The 24982-nt window shown below is 68.6% G+C and carries 24 protein-coding genes and 1 pseudogene; 10 read left to right on the top strand and 15 right to left on the bottom strand.

Features of this window, described 5'->3' with window-relative positions; all coding sequences use genetic code 11:
- Window positions 1-2: 2 nt before the first annotated feature.
- Entirely contained in the window at window positions 3-785 is a 783-nt protein-coding gene (locus HND92_RS08800) for an NAD-dependent protein deacylase (protein WP_253940126.1), read from the bottom strand.
- Window positions 782-1450: a TetR/AcrR family transcriptional regulator gene (locus HND92_RS08795; protein ID WP_011805471.1), complete on the bottom strand. Its 669-nt coding sequence runs from the start codon at window positions 1448-1450 to the stop codon at window positions 782-784. Before HND92_RS08795 ends, HND92_RS08800 begins: the two co-directional genes overlap by 4 nt.
- 87 nt (window positions 1451-1537) lie before the next feature.
- Here HND92_RS08795 and HND92_RS08790 point away from each other — a divergent pair, with 87 nt between their 5' ends.
- From HND92_RS08790 to HND92_RS08775, 4 genes are read left to right on the top strand one after another with little or no spacing between them, the layout of a single operon-like run.
- Window positions 1538-1891, top strand: coding sequence for a DUF1428 domain-containing protein (locus HND92_RS08790; RefSeq protein WP_011805472.1), 354 nt, complete (start codon window positions 1538-1540; stop codon window positions 1889-1891).
- A gap of 57 nt (window positions 1892-1948) precedes the next feature.
- Entirely contained in the window at window positions 1949-2401 is a 453-nt protein-coding gene (locus tag HND92_RS08785; protein ID WP_011805473.1) for a VOC family protein, read from the top strand.
- A gap of 23 nt (window positions 2402-2424) precedes the next feature.
- The gene (locus tag HND92_RS08780; RefSeq protein WP_041836000.1) at window positions 2425-2871 is read left to right on the top strand and encodes an SRPBCC family protein; all 447 of its coding nucleotides are present in this window, start codon (window positions 2425-2427) and stop codon (window positions 2869-2871) included.
- Between the two features lie 34 nt (window positions 2872-2905).
- A complete protein-coding gene (locus tag HND92_RS08775) occupies window positions 2906-3391 on the top strand; it encodes a VOC family protein (protein ID WP_135147823.1) in 486 nt (161 codons plus the stop codon).
- A 20-nt stretch (window positions 3392-3411) separates the two neighbouring features.
- Here the strand turns inward: HND92_RS08775 and rlmB are convergent, their stop codons facing one another.
- On the bottom strand, window positions 3412-4158 hold the full coding sequence (gene rlmB, locus HND92_RS08770; protein WP_015913162.1) for a 23S rRNA (guanosine(2251)-2'-O)-methyltransferase RlmB: 747 nt from the start codon (window positions 4156-4158) through the stop codon (window positions 3412-3414).
- Window positions 4159-4386: 228 nt separating this feature from the next.
- On the opposite strand from rlmB, the gene sstT reads away from it, so the two are divergent.
- Entirely contained in the window at window positions 4387-5607 is a 1221-nt protein-coding gene (gene sstT / locus HND92_RS08765) for a serine/threonine transporter SstT (RefSeq protein ID WP_015913161.1), read from the top strand.
- Between the two features lie 110 nt (window positions 5608-5717).
- Here the strand turns inward: sstT and HND92_RS08760 are convergent, their stop codons facing one another.
- Window positions 5718-6446 carry an ABC transporter ATP-binding protein gene (locus HND92_RS08760; protein WP_047350314.1) on the bottom strand — a complete coding sequence of 243 codons (729 nt, stop codon included), beginning with the start codon at window positions 6444-6446 and terminating at the stop codon, window positions 5718-5720.
- Between the two features lie 24 nt (window positions 6447-6470).
- Here HND92_RS08760 and HND92_RS08755 point away from each other — a divergent pair, with 24 nt between their 5' ends.
- On the top strand, window positions 6471-7118 hold the full coding sequence (locus tag HND92_RS08755) for an arylesterase (protein ID WP_011805479.1): 648 nt from the start codon (window positions 6471-6473) through the stop codon (window positions 7116-7118).
- A gap of 15 nt (window positions 7119-7133) precedes the next feature.
- Here the strand turns inward: HND92_RS08755 and HND92_RS08750 are convergent, their stop codons facing one another.
- The 3 genes from HND92_RS08750 to HND92_RS08740 form a co-directional block, all read right to left on the bottom strand.
- Entirely contained in the window at window positions 7134-7970 is an 837-nt protein-coding gene (locus tag HND92_RS08750) for a DUF2189 domain-containing protein (protein WP_172206758.1), read from the bottom strand.
- A gap of 94 nt (window positions 7971-8064) precedes the next feature.
- Window positions 8065-9312, bottom strand: coding sequence for a PLP-dependent transferase (locus tag HND92_RS08745; RefSeq protein ID WP_172206757.1), 1248 nt, complete (start codon window positions 9310-9312; stop codon window positions 8065-8067).
- 33 nt (window positions 9313-9345) lie between these two features.
- Window positions 9346-9798 (bottom strand): BON domain-containing protein, encoded by a 453-nt coding sequence (locus HND92_RS08740; protein WP_172206756.1) that lies wholly within the window; start codon window positions 9796-9798, stop codon window positions 9346-9348.
- Window positions 9799-9952: 154 nt separating this feature from the next.
- Between HND92_RS08740 and HND92_RS08735 the strand changes: the two genes are divergently transcribed.
- Genes HND92_RS08735 through HND92_RS08725 form a run of 3 tightly spaced genes read left to right on the top strand, consistent with a single transcriptional unit; the run spans window position 9953 to window position 13404 of the window.
- Window positions 9953-11695: a SulP family inorganic anion transporter gene (locus HND92_RS08735; RefSeq protein WP_172206755.1), complete on the top strand. Its 1743-nt coding sequence runs from the start codon at window positions 9953-9955 to the stop codon at window positions 11693-11695.
- 34 nt (window positions 11696-11729) lie between these two features.
- The gene (locus tag HND92_RS08730) at window positions 11730-12503 is read left to right on the top strand and encodes a GGDEF domain-containing protein (RefSeq protein ID WP_172206754.1); all 774 of its coding nucleotides are present in this window, start codon (window positions 11730-11732) and stop codon (window positions 12501-12503) included.
- Between the two features lie 13 nt (window positions 12504-12516).
- Window positions 12517-13404 carry a MinD/ParA family protein gene (locus HND92_RS08725; RefSeq protein WP_047350309.1) on the top strand — a complete coding sequence of 296 codons (888 nt, stop codon included), beginning with the start codon at window positions 12517-12519 and terminating at the stop codon, window positions 13402-13404.
- A gap of 58 nt (window positions 13405-13462) precedes the next feature.
- On the opposite strand, the gene HND92_RS08720 is transcribed toward HND92_RS08725, so the two are convergent.
- From HND92_RS08720 to gltS, 8 genes and pseudogenes are all read right to left on the bottom strand, one after another.
- A complete protein-coding gene (locus HND92_RS08720) occupies window positions 13463-14368 on the bottom strand; it encodes a pirin family protein (RefSeq protein WP_172206753.1) in 906 nt (301 codons plus the stop codon).
- Window positions 14365-14769 carry an OsmC family protein gene (locus HND92_RS08715; RefSeq protein ID WP_041836002.1) on the bottom strand — a complete coding sequence of 135 codons (405 nt, stop codon included), beginning with the start codon at window positions 14767-14769 and terminating at the stop codon, window positions 14365-14367. Before HND92_RS08715 ends, HND92_RS08720 begins: the two co-directional genes overlap by 4 nt.
- Before the next feature lie 387 nt (window positions 14770-15156).
- A pseudogene (locus HND92_RS08710) lies at window positions 15157-16235 on the bottom strand (IS630 family transposase).
- A 76-nt stretch (window positions 16236-16311) separates the two neighbouring features.
- Window positions 16312-18822, bottom strand: coding sequence for a penicillin acylase family protein (locus HND92_RS08705; protein WP_172206752.1), 2511 nt, complete (start codon window positions 18820-18822; stop codon window positions 16312-16314).
- A gap of 89 nt (window positions 18823-18911) precedes the next feature.
- Complete coding sequence (locus tag HND92_RS08700) at window positions 18912-19898, bottom strand: LD-carboxypeptidase (RefSeq protein ID WP_172206751.1); 987 nt, start codon at window positions 19896-19898, stop codon at window positions 18912-18914.
- Window positions 19891-20976 (bottom strand): tRNA adenosine(34) deaminase TadA, encoded by a 1086-nt coding sequence (gene tadA, locus HND92_RS08695; protein ID WP_172206750.1) that lies wholly within the window; start codon window positions 20974-20976, stop codon window positions 19891-19893. Before tadA ends, HND92_RS08700 begins: the two co-directional genes overlap by 8 nt.
- A gap of 53 nt (window positions 20977-21029) precedes the next feature.
- Window positions 21030-21266: a hypothetical protein gene (locus HND92_RS08690; RefSeq protein WP_015913150.1), complete on the bottom strand. Its 237-nt coding sequence runs from the start codon at window positions 21264-21266 to the stop codon at window positions 21030-21032.
- Between the two features lie 28 nt (window positions 21267-21294).
- Complete coding sequence (gltS, locus tag HND92_RS08685) at window positions 21295-22509, bottom strand: sodium/glutamate symporter (protein ID WP_011805491.1); 1215 nt, start codon at window positions 22507-22509, stop codon at window positions 21295-21297.
- Between the two features lie 205 nt (window positions 22510-22714).
- Here gltS and HND92_RS08680 point away from each other — a divergent pair, with 205 nt between their 5' ends.
- Complete coding sequence (locus HND92_RS08680) at window positions 22715-24718, top strand: U32 family peptidase (RefSeq protein WP_172206749.1); 2004 nt, start codon at window positions 22715-22717, stop codon at window positions 24716-24718.
- Window positions 24719-24982 lie beyond the last annotated feature (264 nt).

The following is a 24982-nucleotide window of genomic DNA, read 5'->3' as shown; positions in this document are numbered from 1 at the left end:
GATTATGGCGCCCCAACCATCGGCGGCCCGTCCAGCAGCAACGGCAACAGCCGCGCCGCCGGGCCGCGCAGCACGGCGTGGGCGATACCGTCCAGTTCGCTGGCCACGGTGTTGACCACCACCACGCGCGCACCGGCATGGCGCGCCTGGTGCGCCAGCCCTGCGGCCGGGTACACGGCGCCCGCGGTGCCCACCACCAGCATCAGCTCGCAGGACTGCGCCGCCTGCTGCGCCGCGGCCAGCACCGGCAGCGGCAAGGCCTCGCCGAACCAGACCACGCCAGGGCGTACCAGGTTGCCGCAGGTGGGACAGCGCGGCGGGTGGCCGGGCGCAGCGTGGGCCAGATCGCAGCAGGCACGCGGACGGTCGAGCCAGCGGTCGGCCGTCAGGTCACCATGCAGGCACAGCACATCCGGGCTGCCGGCGCGCTGGTGCAGGCCGTCCACGTTCTGGGTGATGAGCGTCAGCCGCCCGCGCCCGTGCTGCGCAAACGCCGCCAGCGCCCGGTGGCCCGCGTTGGGCTGCACGCCCGCGAGCAAGCCGCGGCGGTGGGCGTACCAGTCCCACACCCGCGCGGGCTGGGCCCTGAAGCCGGTCTCGCTGGCCATCTCCATGGGGTTGAACTGCGCCCAATAGCCCGTCTGCGCATCCCGGAACGTGGGGACGCCCGACTCGGCGCTGATGCCTGCGCCTGTCAGCACCGCGATGCGGCGCGCATCGCGCACCCACGCTCGCACCTCGTCCAGCGGGGTGCAGGGGCCGGACGTTCCGGCATCGTCCGTCATGCCGCAGCCCCGGCCAACAGGCCCTGCTCGACCATGGCGACCAGCCGCTCGGCCAGCGCCTGGCAGCCGGCCTCGTCCAGGCCGCGCAAGGGGCCGTCCAGCATCAGCATCGCCATGCCATGCACGGCGGACCAGGCCATGAACTCGGCGCCCGGGCGGCGTGCGGGTGGCAGCAGACCGGCCTGCACCATGCCGTCGAGTGTGTGCCCCAGCAGTTCGAACGGATCCATGCCGCTGGCCCCGCGCGCCGCACCATCGTCCGGCGCGCGCTCGTCCACATCAAAGGGCCGCGCCACGAAAGCGGTGCGGAACAGGCCCGGCTCGTGCCGCGCAAAGCGCAGATAGCCCAGGCCCACGCCGCGGAACGCGGCGCGTGCACGCTGGCGCGGATCGCGCAGCCGGCGCGTGGCATGGATCTCGGCCTCGATCGCGCGCGCCAGTTCCGACAGCGCCTCCGCGCGCACGGCTTCCAGCAGCGCCTGGTGGTTCTGAAAGTGCCGGTACGCCGCATTGGGCACGACACCGGCACGGCGCGTGGCTTCGCGCAGCACCACCGCGGCAGGGCCGCCTTCGCGCGCCAGCGCCACACCGGCGTCCAGCAGCGCGCGCTTCAAATCCCCATGGCGGTACGTGGCACGCGCGGGGCTCAGGTCTTCATTCGGCATTTACGAGTTTTTACAGATACACCGTCCACATTTATCGACGCAGCCCGAATACACTGCAAGTGTACATTGTCCACAAAGGAGTGCGCCATGGAACCCGACAGCTACATCGACGGCTTCGTGCTTGCCGTCCCCACTGCCAACAAGGAAACCTTTCGCCAGCACGCCAGCGAGGCCGCGCAGATCTTCAAGAAGCACGGCGCCCTGGAGATCGTGGAATGCTGGGGCGACGACGTGCCCGAGGGCAAGCTCACCTCCATGCCCCTGGCCGTGCAGCGCAAGGACGACGAGACCGTGGTCTTTTCCTGGGTCGTGTGGCCCTCGCGCGCGGTGCGCGATGCCGGCATGCAGGCCGTCATGGACGACCCGCTCTGCCCCAAGGACATGCCTTTCGACGGCCAGCGTGTGATTTACGGCGGTTTTCGCGTGCTGGTACACGCGTAAACGGCGCGCACCTCTTCCCCTCTTCTACTCCACTCAAACCACCCCCAAGGAGACACCATGCAGTTCACACCCTACCTCAACTTCGACGGCAACTGTGCCGAGGCCTTTGCCTTCTACGCCAAGCTGTTCGGCGGCACCATCGTCCACCAGAGCACCTTTGGAGAGATACCTCCCTCCGAAAACATGCCCCCGCTGCCCGAGGCCGCCAAGAGCCGCATCATGCATGTGCAGCTGCAGATCAAGGACCAGTCGTTGATGGGATCGGACGCCATGCCGGCCATTCCCGGGCAGGACCCGAATGCCTGTGGTGGCGGCTACCAACTGCCGCAGGGCCTGTGGGTGTCGATCCAGGCCGCCGACGCGGCCGAGGGGCGCCGCCTGTTCGATGCGCTCAGCGCCGGCGGCGAGACCGTCATGCCATTTGCCGCGACCTTCTGGTCGCCCGGCTTCGGCATGGCGCGCGACCGCTTCGGCACGCCGTGGATGGTCAACGTGACGGCACAGGCCTGATGCTCCACACCCAAGGAGGCCATATGTCCGACCGCACCGTTCGTTTGCACCGGGCGCTGCGCACCACGCCGCACAAGCTGTATCGCGCCTTCCTGGAGGGCGACGCCATGGCCAAATGGCTGCCACCCCACGGCTTTACCTGCAGGGTGCAAGAACTCGACGCCCGCGTGGGAGGTACCTTCCGCATGTCGTTCCACAACTTCGGCTCGGGCCAGTCGCACGCCTTCGGCGGCGAATACCTGGAGCTGGTGCCGGGGGAGCTCATCCGCTACACCGACCGGTTCGACGACCCGCACCTGCCCGGCACGCTGGAGGTCACCGTCCGGCTCACGCCCGTGAGCTGCGGCACCGAGCTGAGCATCACCCAGGCCGGCATTCCGCAGGCCATTCCGCTGGAAATGTGCTACCTGGGCTGGCAGGAATCTCTCACCCAGCTGGCCGCACTGGTGGAGCCCGACATCCCGGGTTAAAGGCCCAGCAGTCCCGACTCAGCAGGAGCACTCCATGACGCAACCCGCCAAAAACACCGTCTGCCTGTGGTTCGACGGCACTGCCGAAGAAGCCGCGCGGTTCTACGCGAAAACCTTTCCCGACTCATCCGTGAGCGCGCTGCACCGCGCGCCGGGGGACTTTCCGTCAGGCCACGAGGGCGATGTGCTTGTGGTCGAGTTCACGGTGCTGGGCATCCCCTGCCTGGGGCTCAACGGCGGCCCGGCCTTCAAGCACAGCGAGGCTTTCTCGTTCCAGGTGGCGACCGCCGACCAGGCAGAAACCGACCGCTACTGGAATGCCATCGTGAACAACGGCGGCCAGGAAAGCGACTGCGGCTGGTGCAAGGACCGATGGGGCCTGTCCTGGCAGATCACGCCCGTGGCCCTGACCCGCGCGGTGACCGACCCCGACCGCGCCGCCGCCAAGCGCGCGTTCGACGCGATGATGCAGATGCGCAAGATCGACATTGCCGCCATCGAGGCGGCGCGCCGCGGCTAGGGGCCGGGCGCCTTCGGCGTTCAGGCGCGCTGGCGCAGCGCCTCGTAGAGGCACACCGCGCTGGCCACCGAGACGTTCAGGCTCTCGACAGCGCCCTGCATGGGGATGCCCACCAGTTCGTCGCAGGTCTTGCGCGTGAGTTGGCGCATGCCCGGGCCCTCGGCGCCCAGCACCAGGGCGACCGGGCCTTTCAGGTCCACCTGGTACAGCGTCTTGTCGGCATCGCCACTGGTGCCGATGACCCAGATGTTGCGCTCCTTGAGCTCGTTCAGCGTGCGCGCCAGGTTCGTGACCATGAAGTACGGCACCGTCTCGGCCGCGCCGCTGGCCACCTTGGCCACGGTGGCGTTGATGCCCACCGCATGGTCCTTGGGGGCGATCACCGCATGCGCGCCCGCGCCATCGGCCACGCGCAGGCAGGCGCCCAGGTTGTGCGGGTCGGTCACGCCGTCCAGCACCAGCAGCAGCGGATTTTTCACGCCACGGGCCTCCAGCTCGTCCAGCAGCTCGTCCAGCGTGCGCACCTGCGCCACGGCCTCGACCCGCGCAGCCACGCCCTGGTGGCCATGGCTGCCGGCCAGCTTGGCCAGGCGCAGGCCGTCGGCTTCGATCAGGCGCGCCCCCGCCTCGCGTGCGCGCTCCAGGAACTGGCGCATGCGCGCGTCGCGGCGCGTGGGCTCGTAATAGATCTCGATGATGCTTTGCGGCGCGGTCTTCAGGCGCACGCCCACGGCGTGAAAGCCGAAGAGGACTTTGGGGGAGGACATGGGTAGCGATTATCCCGCCGGCGACCCCACTGGCACCGTGGCGCGGCGCAGGCCACCGCCGGACAGCCGCTAAAATCCGCGTTTCTTCCCTTGACAAACGGGCCGCTGCCACAAGCGGCGCCGCTTGCCTGACCGCCTTCATGGCCGTCCCTGTGGCGGCCGCGCCTGCCACAAGGCGCCGCGCTGCGCGGCCTGCGCAGCGGCTCAGGCCCTCCTTCTGTTCAGATCATGATCCTCTCTCCCCTGTTGCGCTGGGTGCAGCGCACCAGTCTGGTCACCCAGATCGCCATCGCCGTGGTCATCGGCATTGTGCTGGCGGCTGTATGGCCCGCCGCCACGCCCCACCTGTCCATTCTGGGCGCGTTGTTCATCTCGGCCCTGAAGGCGGTGGCGCCGGTGCTGGTGTTCGTGCTGGTGATGGCCGCCATCAGCAACCACACACCGGGCGAGACGACGCACATCCGCCCGGTGCTGGTGCTGTACGCGGTGGGCACGCTGGCCGCGGCCACCGTGGGTGTGGTGGCCAGCATGTGGTTTCCCAGCACGCTCACGCTGCAGGCGCCCGCACAGGCCGCCGCGGGGCCGGGGTCGGTGTCCGAGGTGCTGATGAACGTGCTCAAGAGCGTGGTGGAAAACCCGGTCAAGGCGCTGCTGGAGGCCAACTACATCGGCATCCTGGCCTGGGCCATTGCGCTGGGCCTGGCGCTGCGCCACGCCAGCGCGGGCACGCGCGCCATGCTGCAGGACGGCGCCGCGGCCGTGACGCAGGTGATCCAGTTGGTGATCCGCCTGGCGCCCCTGGGCATCCTGGGCCTGGTGGCCAGCACGTTCGCCGAAGCCGGTGCCCAGGCGCTGTGGGGTTATGCCCAACTGCTGGCCGTGCTGCTGGGCTGCATGCTGTTCGTGGCGCTGGTGGTCAACCCGCTGATCGTGTACGTGGCGATCCGCCGCAACCCCTATCCGCTGGTGCTGATGTGCCTGCGCGAGAGCGGCGTGACGGCGTTCTTCACGCGCAGCTCTGCCGCCAACATCCCGATCAACCTGGCCCTGGCCAAGCGCCTGCGCCTGAACGAGGACACCTACAGCATTGCCATTCCGCTGGGCGCCACCATCAACATGGCCGGCGCGGCCATCACCATCAGCGTGCTGTCGCTCGCCGCGGCCAACACCCTGGGCATCCAGGTGGATCTGCCTACCGCGCTGCTGCTGTGCGTGGTTGCGTCGCTGTGCGCCTGCGGCGCATCGGGCGTGGCAGGCGGCTCGCTGCTCCTGATTCCGCTGGCGTGCAGCCTGTTCGGCATCGGCAACGACGTGGCGATGCAGGTGGTGGCCATCGGCTTCATCATTGGCATCCTGCAGGATTCGGCCGAGACGGCGCTGAATTCCTCCACCGACGTGATCTTCACCGCCGCCGCCTGCCTGGCACAGGAGCGCAAGGCGCAGGTCTGATTCACCACCAGCTCGCTATCGATACGAGAGCTGTCAGCGCATGCTATGCAAGGGTTTCAATATGAAATTCATTGAAAACCAGCTACCATCAAGCGCTGGCAGCTATTCTTTCAGGAGTTATCGACCAGCCGTCCGGCCTCAATGGTGATGCGCCGGTCGCAGCGCGCGGCAATGCCGCGGTCGTGCGTGACCAGCACCAGCGTGGTGCCCTGCTCGCGGTTGAGGGCCAGCATCAGTTCCATGATGGTCTCGCCCGTGGCGAAGTCCAGGCTGCCAGTGGGCTCGTCGGCCAGCAGCACGGCGGGCTCCACCACGAAGGCGCGCGCCAGCGCCACGCGCTGCTGCTCGCCGCCCGACAGCACCTTGGGATAGTGCGTCAGGCGCTGGCCCAGGCCGACGCGCTCCAGCATGTCGGTCGCGCGGCGGCGTGCATCGCGAATGCCCGCCAACTCGAGCGGCAGCATCACGTTCTCCAGCGCCGTGAGGTTGCCCATGAGCTGAAAGCTCTGGAACACGAAGCCCACCTGCCGGGCGCGCAGTGCGGCGCGGTCGTCCTCGTCCAGTGCGAACAGGTCCTGCCCGCCCAGGCGCACCGTGCCGCGCGTGGGCGTGTCCAGCCCGGCGATGATGGACAGCAGCGTGCTCTTGCCCGATCCCGAGGCGCCCACGATGGCCGCAGTCTCCCGCGGCGCCAGGCGGAAATCGATATCCCGCAAAATCTCCAGCGTACCCGTGGAGTCCGTGACGGACTTGGACACATGCTCCACCGCGATGATGGATTCGGGCGGCATGCGGTCGTTGGAGGCGGCAGGGGCCGTGGCGGCGGAGGTTTCGGACATGAAAGGTTCTCGGCAGTGAAGCATATGGTTCGGCGTGACTTTATCGTGGCGGGCGCCCTGGCCCTGTGGGGCGCGGCGCCCGCCCTTGCGCAATCCGGTGGCAAGAAGCCCACCCGCGCGCCCGTGATCCTGGTGGTGGGCGACTCGCTCAGCGCCGAATACGGCCTTCCGCGCGGCACCGGCTGGGTGGCGCTGCTGGACAAGCGGCTGGCGCAGGAGAAGATCCCCGCCACGGTGGTCAACGCCAGCGTGAGCGGCGACACCACCGCCGGCGGCCGTGCGCGGCTGGCCGCACTGCTCCAGCAGCACCGGCCCACGCATGTGGTGATCGAACTCGGCGGCAACGACGCCTTGCGCGGCCTGCCGCTGGCCAGCACCCAGGGCAACCTGGCGTGGATGACCGAACAGGCCCAGGCCGCGGGCGCGCGCGTGCTGCTGGTGGGTGTGCAGGTGCCGCCCAACTACGGCGCCAACTACACCCGGCAGTTCGCCGAGGTCTTCGAGAACGTGGCCCAGGAGCGCAAGGCAGCGCTCGTGCCCTTCTTGCTCAAGGGCGTGGCCGATGGGCCCGATCCCACGGCGCTGTTCCAGCCCGACCGCATCCACCCCACGGCCCAGGCGCACCCGCGCATGCTGGACAACGTGTGGCCCGCGCTGCGCGCCTTGCTGTAAACCATCGTCAAAGAATCAGCCGGCGCTCTGCGGCGCCTGCGCGGACGCAGGGGTCGCAGGGGGCGCCGCCACCGCCGCGCGGTAGGCATGCCAACTGGCATGCCCCAGCACCGGCCCCACCACCAGCAAGCCCGCGCCCCAGGCGAACAGCGACAACGCCACCAGCGCCGTGATGAGCAGGCCCCACAGCAGCATCACGCCGGGGTTTTCCACCACCACCCGCATGCTCGCAATGCCGGCCGTGAGCGCATCGGTGTCGCGGTCCAGAATCATCGGAATGGACACCACCATGCTGGAGAACACCAGGGCCGCGAACACACTGCCTACCAGCAGGTACACGGCGACGAACTGCCAGTTGGCCGGGTTGAACACCGCCTGCACCACCCCCGTGGTGGACGGCATGCCGGTGTTGAAGAACACGGCAAACACCACGAGCGACGCGCGGCCCCACAGCAGCTCCAGCACCACAAGTACGAGTACCAGCATGCCCATGCTGCCCAGGTGGCGGTCCCAACAGGTCAGCGATTCACCCAGATCGGGTGCCAATCCCTGTTCGCGCCGGCGGCTGGTGTCGTACAGCCCCATGGCCAGGAATGGGCCCACCAGCAGGCAGCCGCTGGCAAACGACATGGTGTATTCCGGCCGCGCCTGGAACACCCAGCCCAGCAGGAGTGCCATGCCCCAGAACCACGTACCGTAGAACAGCGCCACGCCGGGCGCGGCCATCATGTCGCGCGCCCCCAGCACGAGCCAACGCAGCGGGTCCGGCCAGCGCAAGGGGTTGAGAGTCACCGGTGCGGACACCGGCGCGGAGGTGACTGGCGCGGAAGAATCAGACATGGCGGTCGGCATCGCTGCGGCAGTGGCGTTGCTGCCACCTTAACCACCTGACTGCCTGACCACCATCAAGGAAACTACCACCCTCGCCGCGCCAGCCGCCAACGCATCAGGCAGCTCCAAAGGCCTGGTGCATCGCCTGCGCCAGGTCGGCACGCAGGTCGTCCACGGCCTCCAGCCCCACGGAGAAGCGCACCACGGTGCCGGGCCGCAGATGCGCGGTGGCGCCCGTGCGCATACTGGGCAGGTCGTAGGGCACCACCAGGCTCATCGGTCCGCCCCAGCTGTAGCCCAGCTTGAACAGGCGCAGGCCGTCGCAAAAGGCATCCACCTGCGCCTGGCTGTGGCGTGCGTCAATGACCACGCTGAACAGGCCGGCGGCAGCGCCCTGCCCGCCATTGGCTGCGCCGCACAGCGCCTTCCACTGCGCATGGCCGGGCGATCCGGGCAGCGCCGGGTGCAGCACCTGGGCCACCGCGGGCTGCAAGCCCATCCACTGCGCCAGGTCGCGCGCGGCCGCATCGTGCGCGTGGTAGCGCAGCGCCATGCTGGGCAGCGCCCGCAAGACCGCTTCCACGTCGTTCGCCCCCACTCCGAGCCCGAGCCGCATATGCGTGAGTTTGATGCGCAGATGCAAGCCTTCGTCGCGGGTGGTGATGCTGCCCATCAGCACATCGCCCCCGCCGCTGGGGTACTTGGTGAGCGCATGCACGGATACGTCCACGCCCAGCGCGCCCTCGGCACCCGCGCCACGGCCCAGCAGGTCGAAGGGTGCGAAAGCCAGGCCCGCGCCCCAGGTGTTGTCCAGCACCGTAGCCACGCCGCGTGCGCGGCAGATGCGCACCTGCTCCACCAGGTCGGGGAACTCCAACGTGACGGAGCCCGGCGCCTCCAGCCACACCAGCCGCGTGGCGTCGGTGATCTTGGATGCGAGGTCCGCCGGGTCCAAGGGGTCATAGATACGGTGGCGGATGCCGTAGTGGCGCAGCTCTACCTCGGCCAGTGCCTTGTTGGGACCATAGGCGTTGTCCGGGATCAGCACCTCGTCGCCCTGGCGCAGCAGCGCCAGCGATACGGTGGAAATGGCGGCCAATCCGCTGGGCACCAGCAGACACTGCAACCCGCCTTCCAGCGTGGCCAGGCGCTCTTCCAGCTGATAGGTCGTGGGCGTGCCGTGCAGCCCGTAGGTGTAGCTGCTCTTGTCCTTCCACTCGCGCGCGCGCATTGCGGCGACGTTGGGGAAGATGACGGTGGACGCCTTGTGCACCGCTGGCTGCGGGGCATGGAAACCCTGCGGCGGTGTGTACTCGTGGTGAATGAGGCGGGTGGACAGGTCGGGTGTGGAGGGCTGCTTCATGCGCCGATGGTAGAGCCTGTCCCCCGCCCAGGCTCAGCCGCCGCTGGAGATGGTGAGGTTGTTGACCACCGAGGTCACGCCCGGTACGGCCTGCGCGATCTGGCTGGCGCGGTCACGGGCCTGCTCGCTTTTCACGGGGCCATTGAGCGTGACGACGCCCGCGCGGGTGTCCACGTCGATCTTGATGGCGCTGAGGTCCGGGTCTTGCGCCAGGCCCGCGTTCACCTTGGCGGTGATGCCGGCATCGTCCACTAGGGCGGCTGCGTCGGCCGTGGCGTTGCGTGAAGCCTGCCCGGCTTCCTGCGCCGCGGATTCCATTTTTTGCTTGGCATCCTGGGCCGCCTGCTCGGTCTTGTTGATGGCGGAATCCAGGCGTTGACCGGCCGTGGGTTCCTCGGCCTTGTTGCAAGCACTCAGCCCGGCGGCCAGGGCAGCGGCAGCGGCGAAAGTGGTCCAGCGCGACGCTCGAAAAAGAGGGGTTGTCATGGGCATATCTCCTTCCAGTGGGTACGGGGTCCACTGTAGAAAGCACTGGCTGCCGAGCCGGTCGGACAGGGCCGAAACCGCAGTAGGACAACAGCGGCTCTCAGGCAACAGCGGCTCTCAGGCACGTGCCGACGCAAGCCTGGACAATCGGCCCATGTCCTCATCCTTGCTGCATCGCTGGTTTCCCTTTCTCTCCTGGCCCCGCCCGACATCCGCGCTGCTGCAGGGCGAGTTCTGGGCCGGCATGACCGTCGGGCTGATGCTGGTGCCGCAGGGCGTGGCGTACGCCGCGCTGGCCGGCATGCCGCTGGTGACGGGGATCTACGCATCGCTGGTGCCGGCACTGGTGGCCGTGCTGTGGAGCTCATCCACCCGCCTCGGCGTCGGGCCCACGGCGCTCACCAGCCTGCTCATCGGCGCGTCGATCACCGGGCTGGCCGAGCCCGGCAGCGCCCATTGGGTCACGCTGGCGGTGTGGATGGCCCTGCTGTCGGGCCTGCTGCAGCTGCTGCTGGGCGTGGTGCGTTTCGGCTGGCTGCTCAACCTGGTGACCTCGCCGGTGCTGGGCGGCTTCACGCAGGCTGCGGCGTTGCTGATCCTGGCCTCGCAACTGCCCGACCTGTTGGGCCTTCGCACCAGCTGGAGCGCCCTGGCGGTCAGCCCGTCGCTGCACCACTTCGACCTGCGCGCGCTGGCGTTCGGCCTGGGCAGCCTGGGCTGCCTGGTGCTGGCGCGGCGCTGGCGCTCCAGCTTCCCGGCCGCCATCGTGGTGATCGCGCTGGCGGCGCTCATCAGCTGGGCCATGGGCTATGCCGATGCCGACGGCGCCGTGATCGGCCACTTGCCCTCTGGCCTGCCGACGCTGTACTGGCCGGGATGGCTCTCGTGGGAAGAAATGGGCGCGCTGGTGATGCCGGTGATGGTCGTCACGCTGGTCAGCTTCCTGGAGACCGCCTCCAGCGCCAAGGTGGAGCACCACCAGGGCGGCACCCGCTGGAACGAGAACCAGGACCTGATCGCCCATGGCATGGCCAAGATCAGTTCGGGCCTGTGCGGCAGCTTTGCCACCAGCGCGTCGTTCTCGCGCTCCGCCATCAACCTGTATGCGGGCGCCAAGAGCGGCTGGGCGACGCTGTTCGCGCTGGTGCTGGTGCTGGCAACGCTGCTGTGGCTCACGCCGGCCCTGTACCACGTACCACAGCCGGTGCTGGCCGCCGTGGTGGTGACAGCGGTCACCAGCCTCATCAAGCCCGTCGGCATGTTCCGCCTGTGGCGCGTCTCGCGCGTGGAGACGGCCATCGGCCTCGTCACCTTCGGCCTCACGCTGGCCACGGCACCACGCATGTATTGGGGCGTGCTGGTGGGCCTGCTGATGAACCTGAGCCACTTTCTCTACCAGCGGCTGCACCCGCGCATCATCGAGGTGGGCCTGCACCCCGACGGCAGCCTGCGCGACCGCCACCTGTGGCAGCTGCCCCCGCTGGCGCCAGAGCTGCTGGCCCTGCGCATGGATGCCGAGCTGGACTTCGCCTCCGCCAATGCGCTGGAGCGCCGTGTGACCGACGAGCTGGCCCAGCGCCCGTCCATCCGCCACCTGTGCCTGTTCGCGCTGCCCATCAACCGCATCGACGTGACGGGCGTGGAGGCCTTCATCCGCCTGCGCGCGCTGCTGCAAAGCCACGGCGGCACGCTGCATGTGACCGGCATCAAGCTGCCGGTACAGCACACGCTGGACAATGCAGGCGCGCTGGCGCCGGGACCCAACTTCGCGCTGTACCGCACCGACGCCGAGGCCATCGCGGCACTGCAGAGGCTGGCTCCTCCCGACGCCGGGAAGCCTGCCTCGGCCCCGCAGTCCGACACAAGTGGCCCAGCTCAGCCGCTACCGAAGCTATAGCTGCTACACTGCCGATAGATATTTGTTTCTGGTTGTGACAAACACCGCGTCCCCCGCTTCCGTCTCTCTGCGCGACCTGCGTCTGGCCACGGCCCATGCCCTGGTGGCGCAGTCGTTGGGTTCCGAAGTGTCCCTGCAGGGCCAGACGCCGCTGCTGTACCTGCAGAACCTCATTGACGGCCTGTGCGAACTCTCGCTGAAGGACCCGCTCACCGGGCTGGCCAACCGCCGCCACGTGCGTGCGGTGCTGGAGCGCGAGATCGACCGGGTCGCGCGCTCGGGCGAAGCCGCGCTGCTGCTGATGCTGGACATCGACCATTTCAAGCAGGTCAACGACCGCCATGGCCACCTGGCCGGCGACATCGTGCTGCAGTCCGTCGCGCGTACGCTGGAGAGCTGCGTACGCCCCATGGACACCGTGGCCCGCTACGGCGGCGAGGAATTCGCCATCGTGCTGCCCGCCTGCCAGTTCGGCTTTGGCCGGGTGATCGCCGAACGCGTGCGCCTCGCGATCGAAGCCACGCCCGTGCGCATCTCGCCATCGCTCACGTTGAACGTCACCGTGAGCATCGGCGGCGCCTTCGCGCTGCAATGGATCCGCAGCACCACCGCCCTGTGGGCCGACCGGGCCGATGCCGAGCTGTACAAGGCCAAGCTCGGCGGCCGCAACTGCATCAGCATCGAAGAACAACCCGACAGCACGGTCACTGCGGAAGAAAAGAGTCTGCTGTTCGGCCCGCTATACACTCCGTCGGGATGTGGCGAGCTGCCCCCGCCTTTGGATCCATCCACAGGCAGCGCCTATTGAAAGCCCAGTAGTGATGAACGACGCGCTGTCCCCCAACCCGACGACTCCACCGGCCGGCGCCGCTGCGCCGGCTTCTGCTTCCGTGCCCTCCACCACACCTGCCAACGCACGCATCATCGCCATCACCAGCGGCAAGGGCGGCGTGGGCAAGACCTTCGTGTCCGCCAACCTGGCGGCCGCCCTCACCCGCCGCGGGCACCGCGTGCTGGTGCTGGACGCCGACCTGGGCCTGGCCAACCTGGACGTGGTGCTGAACCTGCCCCCCAAGGTCACGCTGCACGACGTCTTTACCGGCAAGGCCCAATTGGAAGACGCCGTGATCAAGGCGCCCGGCGGCTTTTCGGTCCTGCTGGCCGGCTCCGGCATGGTCGAGTACTCGCGCCTCACGCCCGAGGTGCGCAACGAATTCCTCAACGTCATCCACACGCTGGCACCCCGCTTTGACGTGGTGCTGCTGGACACCGGCGCGGGCATCTCCGACGTGGTGCTGTTTTCCGTCTCGCTGGCGCACGAGGTGCTCATCGTCGCGACGCCCGAGCCCACGTCGCTCACCGACGCCTACGCCGCCATCAAGGTGCTGGCCACCCAGCAAAAGCGCCAGCACGTGCGCATGGTGGTGAACCAGGCCGCACGTCCGGGGGACGGACGCGCCATCACCGGGCAGTTGCAGCAGGTGCTGGACCGCTTCGTGACCACCGACACCGGCCGCCCCATGCGGCTGATCCACGTGGGGGACATTCCCGCCGACACCTCGGTGCGCGACGCCGTGATGCGCCGCCAGTTGCTGATGCTGCAGATGCCCGGCTGCCCCGCCGCGCTGGCCGTGGCCCAGTTGGCGAACAAGGTGGAGTCCACGATGCTCACGCCATCCCCCGAAGGACCGGGCGCAAATCGCTCCTGAAAAAATAGCTGCTAGCGCTTACCCAACAAGCGCTACAGCCAATTTTTCTCTCAACAACTTACCCCAGGAACCTCCGCGGCGGCAGGGGAATGCGTTCGCTCTCGCCCGGGATGTGGCCCATGGCGTCGCGCTCCCAGTCATCGGCGGCCTGCACGATGCGCTCCTTGCGGCTGGAAACGAAGTTCCACCAGATATGGCGCGGGCCGTCCAGCGCGGCGCCGCCGATCACCACACACCGCGCCCCCGACTTACCCGCGCGCACGCTGGTGGAGCGGCCGGGCTCCAGCAGCGCCAGCGTCTGCGCGGGCAACGCCCCGGCGTCCAGCCACAGCCCCTCGCTCACGGTGTAGAGCGCCATCTCGTCGGCCAGCGCGGGCAGGTCCAGCGCAGAACCCGGCTTCAGCCGCACATCCAGCAGCAGCGTGGGCGCAAACGTGGCCACGGGCGACTGGCAGCCGAAGGCCGCGCCGATCAGCACCCGCACCGCTGCGCCGCCATGCTGGTAGGCCGGGATCTGGTCCGCAGGGGTATGGGCGAAATGCGGCGCCGCTTCCTCATGCGCCTGCGGCAGCGCCGCCCAGAGCTGGATGCCGTGGTTCACATAAGTGCTGTGCGCCAGCGCGGGCGGGCGCCGCTCGGAATGCACGATGCCGCGCCCCGCCGTCATCCAGTTGATGGCGCCGGGCTCGATCTGCTGCAGCGAACCCACACTGTCGCGGTGCAGGATCGCGCCCTCGATCAGGTAGGTGACCGTGGCCAGCCCGATGTGCGGGTGGGGCCGTACGTCATAGGCGGATGCAGGCGCCACCGTCGCGGGGCCGAAATGGTCGAAGAACACAAAGGGCCCCACCGACCGGCGCTGCAGCGCCGGCAGCAGGCGGCGCACGGTGAAGCCGCCGCCCAGGTCCTTGAAGTGCCCGCTCAGGCGCAGAGGGCCCTGCGCAGGAATGGCGCCGGCGCTCATGCGCGCTCCACCACGGTGGTGATCTCGGTGGTCACCTGGGTCATGAGCTTGTGCACGGGGCATTTGCCGATCGCGGCCTGCAGCTCGGCGATCTGCGCATCGCTCAAGTCGCCCTGCACTTGCAGCCGTGTGGCCAGGCGATAGGTACCGCTGCGCTCCTGCGAGGCATCACGCTCCACCACGGTGCGCACGTCCTGCACGTCCCAGCCCTTGCGCCGCGCGTACCACAGCAGCGTGAGCGCCTTGCAGCCGCCCAGCGCGGCGTCGTACAGGTCGTGCGGGTTGGGGCCGGTGTCGTCGCCGCCTTCGGCGGCCGTGCCGTCCACCGCCCATTCGTGGCTGCGGATGGTGAGGCGCTGGGCCATGGGGGTGCCCTCGATGCGCTGCAACTGGATGGTCATGGACGGCTCTCCTTCAGGGTTGTCCGTGCCACTGTAATGCGACAGGCGTGACAAGCGTGACAAGCGGCACCGCGGCGTGCGCCCGCCCGGTGTCTAGGGCCTGTTCACACTATTTTTGCCAGATGCGTTGCGATCAAAAAGGGCCAGGCGCAAGGCGCCAAACGAAGCTGGGGTGCTACCCCAGCGAGGCTTGGCAACGCCGCGAATGGCCCTTTTTGATCGCAACCCGGAGGGAACGGAGTGAAAACCGCGCCATTCGTCGTTGCCCTCCTAGCCAAGGCCCCGGCCTTGGCGTCGTCACGCGCCTAGATTGGCGCGGTTTTCACGCCATTCGCACTGGCAAAAATAGTGTGAACAGGCCCTAGTGTGGTGTCTCAAAAGTAATCATCAAATAATGGTACTCGCTGCCCGCGCCACAGATGCCAAGATGGTGTCCGCACTTTTATGCCACACGAACGGCTTGGGATCCTCGTTGTGACGATCAATGTATTCCCGTATGGATTGCTCCAGCTGAGCAACGCTGGTGTGGGCGCTGCGCTTGATCCACTGCTCGCTGATCTGGCTAAAGAAACGCTCGACCAGATTGAGCCAGGACGCTGAGGTGGGCGTGAAGTGAACGTGGTAGCGAGGATGGGCTGCTAGCCAGGCCCGCACTGCCTGCGTCTTGTGCGTGCCGTAGTTGTCCATGATCAGGTGGATGTCTTGTTCGCCTGGCACCGCTGCATCGATGGCTTTGAGGAACTGCAGGAATTCCACACTGCGGTGACGGCGCTTGAGCTGTCCTATGACTTTGCCAGTGGCCACATCCAGCGCTGCAAACAGCGACGTTGTGCCATGGCGCTTGTAATCGTGCGTGCGCGTGCTGGGTTTGCCAAACGTCAGTGGTAACCCTGGTTGGGTGCGATCCAGAGCCTGGATCTGGCTCTTCTCGTCCACGCACAGCACCAAGGCGCGATCGGGTGGTGCCATATACAGCCCCACCACATCCCGTACCTTGTCCACGAAATGGGGATCCGTCGATAGCTTGAAGGTTTCTTGCAGGTGCGGCTTCAGCCCAAAGGCATGCCAGATGCGCTGCACCGTCGCGGGCGATACGCCAGCGTGCCGACTCATCTGGCGCACGCTCCAGTGCGTGGCGTTGTCAGGCTTGCTCTGGCGAACCTTGTCCACAATGAGCTGAACCTGCTCGTCGCCCACACTGCGCGGGCGGCCAGCGCGCGGGCATCGGTCAAACCCGCCAGACGATACGCCCGGTAGCGCCGCCGCCACTTGGAGACAGTTTGCACCGTCGTGCCCAAGCGTTGGGCAATCATGGTGCCCGACTCCCCATCTGCGCAGCCCAGCACGATTCGCATGCGCAGCTTCTCGTCCTCGGGCGCTTTGCGTACGCGCAGTCGCGCATGCAGCTCTGCGCGCTCGGCATCGGTGATCTGCAGCTTCGTGGCGGGGCGTCCAGGGTGGGCCATCAGCGTAGTCTCCTATAAGGAAGCTGATTCGACCAACACCGGTCAAAATAGTTCTATCTATTTTTGAGACACCACACTAGGGGCGCAGCTGCAACTGGTGCACGTAGCGGCGCGGCCGGCGCTGCAGGGGGCGGTAGCCGCCGCCGGCCCAGGCCTGGGCCATGTCGGCGTAGCGCGGCGAGAACACCAGCCCGCTCTGACCCGTCTGGTAAATGAACAGCGAACGCTCCGGGTCCTGCAGGTCGTACAGCGCGCGCAGCGAGGGCGCGTGCCGGCTGGCGAAGGGCTCCACGGGCTGCGCAGCGTTGTACTGGCCCACGTTGACGCTGTACGCATCGCCCCCCGAGGGCACGCCCACGTTGAACCAGCGCGACAGCACGGGCACGCTGCCCAGCGGCTTGTGCACGGAAAGCGCCGGATGCGCCGCGCCCCACGCCCAGCGCTCGGGCTGGTTGCCATAGCGCGCGGCCAGGCGCTGCACGGTACGCTCCAGCGCCGCGCCGGCATGTGCGGCGCAGCCGTGGGGCGGGCACCACCAGGTGTCGCCGCGCTCCAGCATGCCTTCCAGGCCCGAACGGAAGTCCCGCCGGCCGTAGGTGGCGGCAAAGCGCTCCTCACCCACGCGGGGCACGACCAGTGCGCACGTGAGCTCGTCGGCCCACACCGACAGGATGAGCGGCGCCGCGCGGTCGGCGCGCATGTCGCCGTCAAAGCCGCGCAGCAGCGCCTGGGCCTGCCGCGCCAGCGGCTGCGAAACCGGAGCCGCCAGCAAATGGGGCAACAGGCGCAGCGCGGCGGGGGACACCGTGTCGCCCTGCAGCGCGCGCAGGGACGGCAGGTCGTGCAGGCGCCGTGCCTCCAGCTGCTGCTCTATGCGCTGGTAGCGGTAGGGCAAGGCCCAGTCCTGCGTCAGGAAGTGCGGATAGCCCGGCGCCGTGATGCGCTGGTTGGCCGTGGCGATCCAGCCGCGCGCGCCGCCGTCGTCCTGCGGCGTCTGCGCCAGGGGCAGCCAGCCCTGCCAGTCGTAGCGCGCCTCCCAGCCCGGCGCGGGGGCCACGCCGCGCAGGTCGTTGTCGGCCGCACGCAGGGGCACGCGCCCAAAGGCCTGGAAGCGGATCGCGCCATGCACGTCCGCCGCCACCACGCTTTGCATGGGCGAGTGGTAGTGCGCCATGCCTGCGAAGAGCTCCTCCACCGAGCGCGCCTGGTTGCTCAGCAGGCCCGCCAGCACGGTGTGGTTGTCGGCATCCAGTGCGCTCCAGCGCAGCGCGATCACATGCCGGCGCAGGTCCAGCACGCTGCCGTGCAGCGCGGGCTGCGCATCGCTGATCACCGGCCCATGGCGCGTGCTGCGCACGGTGTGGCGCACGTCGGGGCGGCCCTTCAGGCGGATCACGTGCTCGCGCTGCTCGAAGCCCTGCCAGCCCTCGGGCGTGCGGTAGCGCGTGGGGTCGTCGGGGTGGATGGCCTCGATGTACAGGTCTTGCACATCGGGCGCGGTGTTGGTGAAGCCCCAGGCCACCTCGGCCGTGCGGCCCAGCACCACGAAGGGCAGGCCCGGCAAGGTGGCGCCGATCACGTCAATGGCCGCGACGGGCGTGCCGTCGGACGCCCTGCCCTGCGGCGCCTTCAGGTGCGCGAAGTACCACAGCGCCGGCGCGCCCAGGCCCAGGTGCGGGTCGTTGGCCAGCAGCGGCCGGCCGCTGGCCGTGCGCGTGCCGTCCAGCACCCAGTTGTTGCTGCCGCGCCCGCCGGGCGTGCCCAGTCCCGCCACGAAGTCCTGCGACCAGGCCTGCAGCGCCTGCGCCGCGCCTGCGCCTGCGGGCTCGGCATCGGCCTGCGGGGCCGGTGCAGACGCCTGCGGCGTGCGGTACACGCCCAGCGACCGGTACAGCGCCTGCAGGTCCACCGCCGTCGCGGGCGCCTCGCCAGGATAGGGCGGCATGAGCTGCCACAGCCGCTCGGTGGGCAGCGTGGCCGCCAGCGACAGGCGCGCGAACTCGTTGCCCCAGTTGCCGCCCAGGTCCAGCGCCATCATCAGCGCCCAGGCCACACTGTCCTCAGGCGCCCAGGCCACACCCTGCGCACCGCCGGGCCGCGCACCCAGCAGCAAAAACTCCGGCGGCAGCGCCTGGGTCCGCGCCGTGTGGAAGGACTGGATGCCACGGCTGTAGGCCTGCAGCGCCTCGCGCGCGAACGCGGGCAGCGCGGCGTACTGGCGGCGCGCCGCACCCATGATGTCCAGCGTGCGCATGAGCTTGTCGGTGTCCAGCGTGGCGGGGCCGAGGATCTCGGACAGCTCGCCGTGCATCAGCCGGCAGTTGAACTCCAGTTGCCAGGTGCGCTCCTGCGCATGCACGTAGCCCATGGCGAACCACGCGTCCCAGGGCGTCTGCGCCTCGATGTGCGTCACGTCGGCTTCGTCGCGGCGCACCGCCACGGCGTGCTGCAGCCCGGCGGCGCGCAGTGTCCCGTCCAGTTGCGGGAAGCTGCGCAGCGCATACACCGCGGCCACGCTGCCGGCCAGCAGCAGCGCTGCCACCAGCGCCACCACGGCGCCCGCGCCGATGCGTTGCAATCTGCCCATGCCGCCCCCCCGCCGTCGCGGCGTTTCAAGCCAGAACCTGCCATCGCGCCCACCCTTCAAGCGCTGGCAGCCCTTAAATCAATAGCATCTCAGTGGGCATGGCCCCAGTAGATGAGCGCGTCGCGCCCTTCGACCGACAGCGACACCTCCGCGCCCACGGGCAGCAGCACCTTGGTGGGCACATGGCCGAACGGCAGGTTGGTGAGCACGGGCGCCTTGATCTGCGTGCGCAGCCAGTCCATCACGCTCTGCAGCTTGAAGCCCTTGTCGTGCGGCGTGAGCTTGTATTCATTGAACTGGCCCAACACCACGGCCTTTTGCTGACCCAGCACGCCGGCGTGCAGCAGCTGGGTGAGCAGGCGTTCGACGCGGTAAGGGTGCTCGCCCACGTCCTCCAGGAACAGCACGCCCCCCTTGATCTGCGGGAAATACGGCGTGCCCACCAGCGAGCACAGCACGGCCAGGTTGCCGCCCCACAGGGTGGCCTTCTTCACGTAGATGTCGCGCACGGCGGGCTGGCCGTCGGCGCGGGGTTTCTCGGCGTTCATGCGCCAGCCGCTGCCCTCGCCGTGGCCGGTGAGCAGATCGTCCAGGCAGGCCAGCATGATGTCGTCGGGCTCGCCCGGCACGCCCAGGTCTCCCACCAGCGCCGGGCCGGCCCAGGTGGTGGCGCCGGTCTTGGCCAGCAGCGCGGACTGGAAGGCCGTGAAGTCGCTCACGCCCACGAACTGGGTTCCGCGCTCCACCGCCTTGGCCACGGCCTTGTACTGGATGCCCGGCAGGATGCGCGTGAGACCGTAGCCGCCGCGGCTGATCAACGCCACGTCGGCGCCGCTGGCGGCCGCGCGGTGGATGGCGGCCAGGCGCGTGGCATCGTCGCCGGCAAACCGCGTGTGGGACGCAAGCGCGTCGGGGTCCACCTCCACCTCGTGGCCCATGGCCTGCAGGCGGGCAATGCCGCGCTTGAACGCGGCCTTGTCGCGCACCGCGCCGGAAGGGGAGTAGATGTAGATGTGCCGGGGGCCGTGAGGGTGATCGCAGTGATCGTGGCCGCAGTCGTGGGGGTGGTTAGGCATAGCGGGTGAAGTATTCCATAGCGCGCAGCGCCGAGGCGGCGCTGGCGTCCGGCACGGTGAGGAGCGGCGCGGCATCGGCATCGGCAAAACGGGCGAAGGCGCGCGGCCCGGCGCGATGGCCGGCATCGGGGAACGGCGCGGCGTCGCAGGGCGCGCCACCCCGCACATGCAGCACGCGCACCAGGGGCGCCGACGCCGCATCGGGCAGCAGCGGCGCACCGGGCTGCGCCACCTGCACCACGCCGCGCAAGGCCAGGCGCTGCACCAGCTCGGCCAGCACCTGTCGATGCCAGTCGAGGCGGTGGGCGGCTTCTTTCTTGGGTTTGTCGCTGCGGCCGAAGCCGATCAGGTCCGGCGCTACCACGCGGTGGCCGGCCTGCGCGAAGGCCGCCAGCATGGGCTGCCAGCCATGGCTCCAGCCAGGGCTGGCATGCAGCAGCAGCCAGGTGCGGGCGGCGTCGCGCGGGCCTTCGTCCAGGTAGTGCAGGCGCAGGCCGGCCAACGCGGGCAGATCGCTCACGTAATGCGGCGCGGGGCCGCCCAGATGGGCGAAGGCGGCGTCGGGCGTGCGCAGCGCGTCCTGGCGCAGCGGGTGGGCGGCCAGTTGCTGCGCCCGCTGGAAGCGGCGGCGGTCGCGGAAGAAGTCGCTCAGCAGTGCACCGCATTCATCGGCCAGCACGCCGCCTTGCACTGCGGTCTGGTGGTTGAGACGCGGCTCGGCGAACAGGTTGACCACCGAGCCCGCCGCGCCGGTCTTGGCGTCCGCCGCGCCGTAGACCACGCGCGGCAGGCGCGCGTGCAGCATGGCGCCGCTGCACATGGCGCACGGCTCCAGCGTGACGTAGAGCGTGCAGCCGTCGAGCCGGTAGTTGGAGAGCTGCGCCGCGCCGGCGCGCAGCGCGGCCATCTCGGCATGCGCCGTGGGGTCGTGCCCGGCGATGGGGGCATTGCGCCCGGTGGCGATCACCTGCCCATCGCGCACCAGCACGGCGCCCACGGGCACCTCGCCCGCCTGCTGCGCGGCGCGCGCCTGGGCGATGGCCTCGCGCATCCAGTGGGCGTCGTCGGATTCGCTCATCTTTCAATAGCTGCTCGCGCTTGATGGGTAAGCGCTAGAGGCCATTTTGGCCATCAATCTTCGGGCAGGGTGCGTGGCTGCTGCATCAGTGCGTCCATCTGCTGCTTCACCTGCTGCTGCACCTGCTGGCTTTGCGCGCGCACCGTGGAAGCGGCGCCCTCCGCCGGCGCCGGCAGCCCCTGCACGGCGGGCGGCACGGCGACGCGCGTGGCGCCCATCTGCTTCTTGACCAGCACGGCCACGAGGGCCAGGGCCAGCAGCAGCCCGATCAGTCCGAATCCTGTACGCACCGCCTGCCCTCCGCGCCGTGGTGGGCGCTTAGCCGAACACGTTGATGAAGACCTGGATGGCCACGGCATTGACCAGGTCGATGAAGAACGCGCCCACCATGGGCACGATCAGGAAAGCCTTGTGCGACGCGCCGTACTGGTTGGTAATGGCCTGCATGTTGGCCACCGCCGTGGGCGTGGCGCCCATGCCGAAGCCGCAATGCCCCGCACAGAGCACGGCCGCATCGTAGTTGCTTCCCATCAGGCGGAAGGTGACGAAGCCCGCGTAGGCCGCCATGACCAGCGTCTGCACGCCCAGGATGATGACCAGCGGACCCGCCAGCCCTGCCAGCTCCCACAGCTTGAGCGACAGCAGCGCGATCGCCAGGTAGACGGACAGCCCGGTGTTGCCGAACACGTCGATGGCGCGGTCGAACACCTCGAAGTTGAAGACGTAGTCCAGCACGTTGCGGATCAGCACGCCCCCGCCCAGCGCCCACACGAAGGTGGGCAGTTGCAGCGCCGTGCCCTTCGTCAACTGGCTCATGAACTCGGCAAAGGCCAGGCAGCCGGCAAACAGGGCCATGGTCTCGATGGCCGCGTCCGCCGTGATCAGGCGTGTCTTGTGCGGGAACTCGAAGTTGGGCGTGCCCGCCTCCAGCGCGCCGGCATCGCCCGTGCCCTGCGGGTGCTTCAGCCCGTGGCGCTGGATCAGCCATTTGGCCAGCGGCCCGCCGATCAGCCCGCCGATGACCAGGCCGAAGGTGGCGCAGGCAATGCCCAAGGTGATGGCGCCAGGGATGCCGTGGTCGTTTTCCAGCACCGAGCCCCAGGCCCCGGCCGTGCCGTGCCCGCCCACCAATGTGATGGAGCCCGCGATCAGGCCGATCAGCGGGTCCAGCCCCAGCGCGGTGGCCAGCGCCACACCCACGCTGTTCTGCACGCCGATGAACACCACCACGACCAGCAGGAAGACGATCAGCCCCATGCCGCCCTCGCGCAGCTTGAGGAAGTTGGCGCTCAGCCCGATGGAGGAGAAGAACACCAGCATGAAGGCGGTCTGCAGGCCGGTGTCGAACGACGCACGCACATCGAACGCGGCGTTCAGCCCCCAGGAGATGAGCGCCGCCACCAGGCCGCCCGCCACGGGTTCCGGAATGTTGAATTCGCGCAGCCAGCGGATGCGCTGCACGAGGAACTTGCCCACCAGTAGCACGATGGCCGCGAAGATCAGGGTGTAGTAGGTGCTGAACTGTATATCCATGTGATCTCAAAGGAAGAACCACGCCGGCGGACGCAACCCAGCCGTGCCGCTGGCGGTGGAAGCGGCAGGCGCACAAACCACACGCGCGCTAAGCGCCCTGTCCATGAACCATCCGGGAAAACCCGCAATTTTGCCAGACACGTACCTGCCGCCGGGTACCCCCGCCCCGGCACGGCCGGGCGCAGACCGGGATAATTCACGCCCTATGTCCCTCCTGCCCCACCAGCTCGAACTGCTCTCCCCCGCGCGCGACGCCGACATCGGCATCGAGGCCGTGAACCACGGCGCCGACGCCGTCTACATCGGCGGCCCCGCCTTTGGCGCGCGGGCCACGGCGGGCAACGACATCCGCGACCTGGAGCGGCTCATTCAGCATGCGCACCGTTTCAACAGCCGCATCTTCATCACGCTGAACACCATCCTGCGCGACGACGAGCTGGAGGGCGCCCGCCAGATGGCCTGGCAGGTGTACGAGGCCGGCGCCGACGCGCTCATCATCCAGGACATGGGCCTGCTGGAGCTGGACCTGCCGCCGATTCAGCTGCACGCCAGCACGCAGACCGATATCCGCACGCCCGAGAAGGCGCGCTTTCTGCAGGACGCAGGCCTGTCGCAGATCGTGATTGCGCGCGAGCTGGATCTGCAGCAGATCCAGGCCATTCGCGAAGCCACCGACCCCAGCCGCACCACCATTGAATTCTTCGTGCACGGCGCGCTGTGCGTGGCCTATTCGGGGCAGTGCTTCATCAGCCATGCCCACACCGGGCGCAGCGCCAACCGGGGCGACTGCAACCAGGCCTGCCGCCTGCCCTACGAGGTGCTGGACGGCGCCGGCCGCATCATCGCGCACGAGAAGCACGTGCTGTCGATGAAGGACAACAACCAGAGCGACAACCTGCGCGCGCTGATCGACGCTGGCGTGCGCAGCTTCAAGATCGAGGGCCGCTACAAGGACATGGGTTACGTGAAGAACATCACCGCCCACTACCGCAAGCTGCTGGACGAAATCATCGAGGAGCGCGAGTTCACGGGCGAGCCGCTGGCGCGCTCGTCCAGCGGCCGCACCACCTTCACGTTCGAGCCCGATCCCGACCAGAACTTCAACCGCGAGTTCACCGACTACTTCGTCAACGGCCGCAAGGAGGACATCGGCGCCTTCGACACCCCGAAGACGCCGGGCCGCGCCATCGCCTGGGTGACGCAGATCGGCGACAACTGGTTCGAGCTGGAGGTGAGCGACAAAGCCACCGCACTGCACAACGGCGACGGCCTGTGCTACTACGACCTGCAAAAGGAACTGGTGGGCGTGCACATCAACCGCGCCGAATGCGTGGCGCCCAAGAAGGGCATCTGGCGCGTGTTCCCCAAGAACGAGATCACCGAGTTCAAGGACCTGCGCAAGGGCTTGGAGATCAACCGCAACCGCGACATGGACTGGGTGCGCACGCTGGAGAAGAAATCCAGCGACCGTCGCATCGGCCTGTGGGCCCATCTGGCCGAGACCGCCGACGGCTTTGCGCTCACGCTCACCGACGAAGACGGCTTCGTGGGCAGTGCGTCGGTCATCCAGCCCCACCAGCCAGCCACCGATGCGGTCAAGGCGGAGGCCACGCTGCGCGATCAGCTCGGGCGCTTTGGCGCCACCCGCTTTGCCGTGCACGCCATTGCGCTGCAGCTCTCGCAGCCGTGGTTCGTGCCCGCATCGGCACTGAATCAGTTGCGCCGTGACGCCGTGGTCGCGCTGGAGGACGCGCGCACCGCCGGCTTCGTGCGCCTGCCGCGCGCCGTGCCGGTGCAGCCACCCGTGCCCTTCCCCGAAGACACGCTGAGCTACCTGGCCAATGTGTTCAACCACAAGGCGCACGACTTCTACGTGAAGCATGGCGTGAAGGTGATCGACGCCGCCTACGAATCGAAAGAGGAAGAAGGTGAAGTCAGCCTGATGATCACCAAGCACTGCGTGCGCTTCTCCATGAGCCTGTGCCCCAAGCAGGCCAAGGGTGTGATCGGCGTAAAGGGCACCATCAAGGCCGAGCCGCTGCAGCTCATCAACGGCAAGGAAAAACTCACCCTGCGCTTTGACTGCAAGCCCTGCGAGATGCACGTGGTGGGCAAGATGAAGAAGTCGGTGATGAACCAGCACATCAAGGACATGCAGGCCCAGCCGCTGCAGTTCTACCGCACGCGACCGGCGCCCACCTCCGCCTGATCCTGGCCTGCTGCCCAAAACATGGGCATCGGGTGCCAGGCCATGACTGGCGCGGCTTCGCGCAGTTGCCCACGGGGTTTTCCACAGCACAGCCCACAGGCTGCGGGGATAACGTGGCGCGCCGCCCGCCCGACGCCGCGCGGGCGCATATCGACATTGCCAATGCATCGTTGGCCTGTGGAGGGTGGACCGCCATAATCGCGCGGCTATCTCCGCCCCAGGGCGCCCAGGGGCTCGCACTAGGAAGCGCCCCAGGACGCCGGG

The organism is Diaphorobacter sp. JS3050 (assembly GCF_013154915.1).
Classification (GTDB): Bacteria; Pseudomonadota; Gammaproteobacteria; order Burkholderiales; family Burkholderiaceae_C; genus Diaphorobacter; species Diaphorobacter nitroreducens.
Note: the sequence above shows the minus strand (reverse complement) of the source record. Positions and strands in the feature narration are given on the sequence as shown.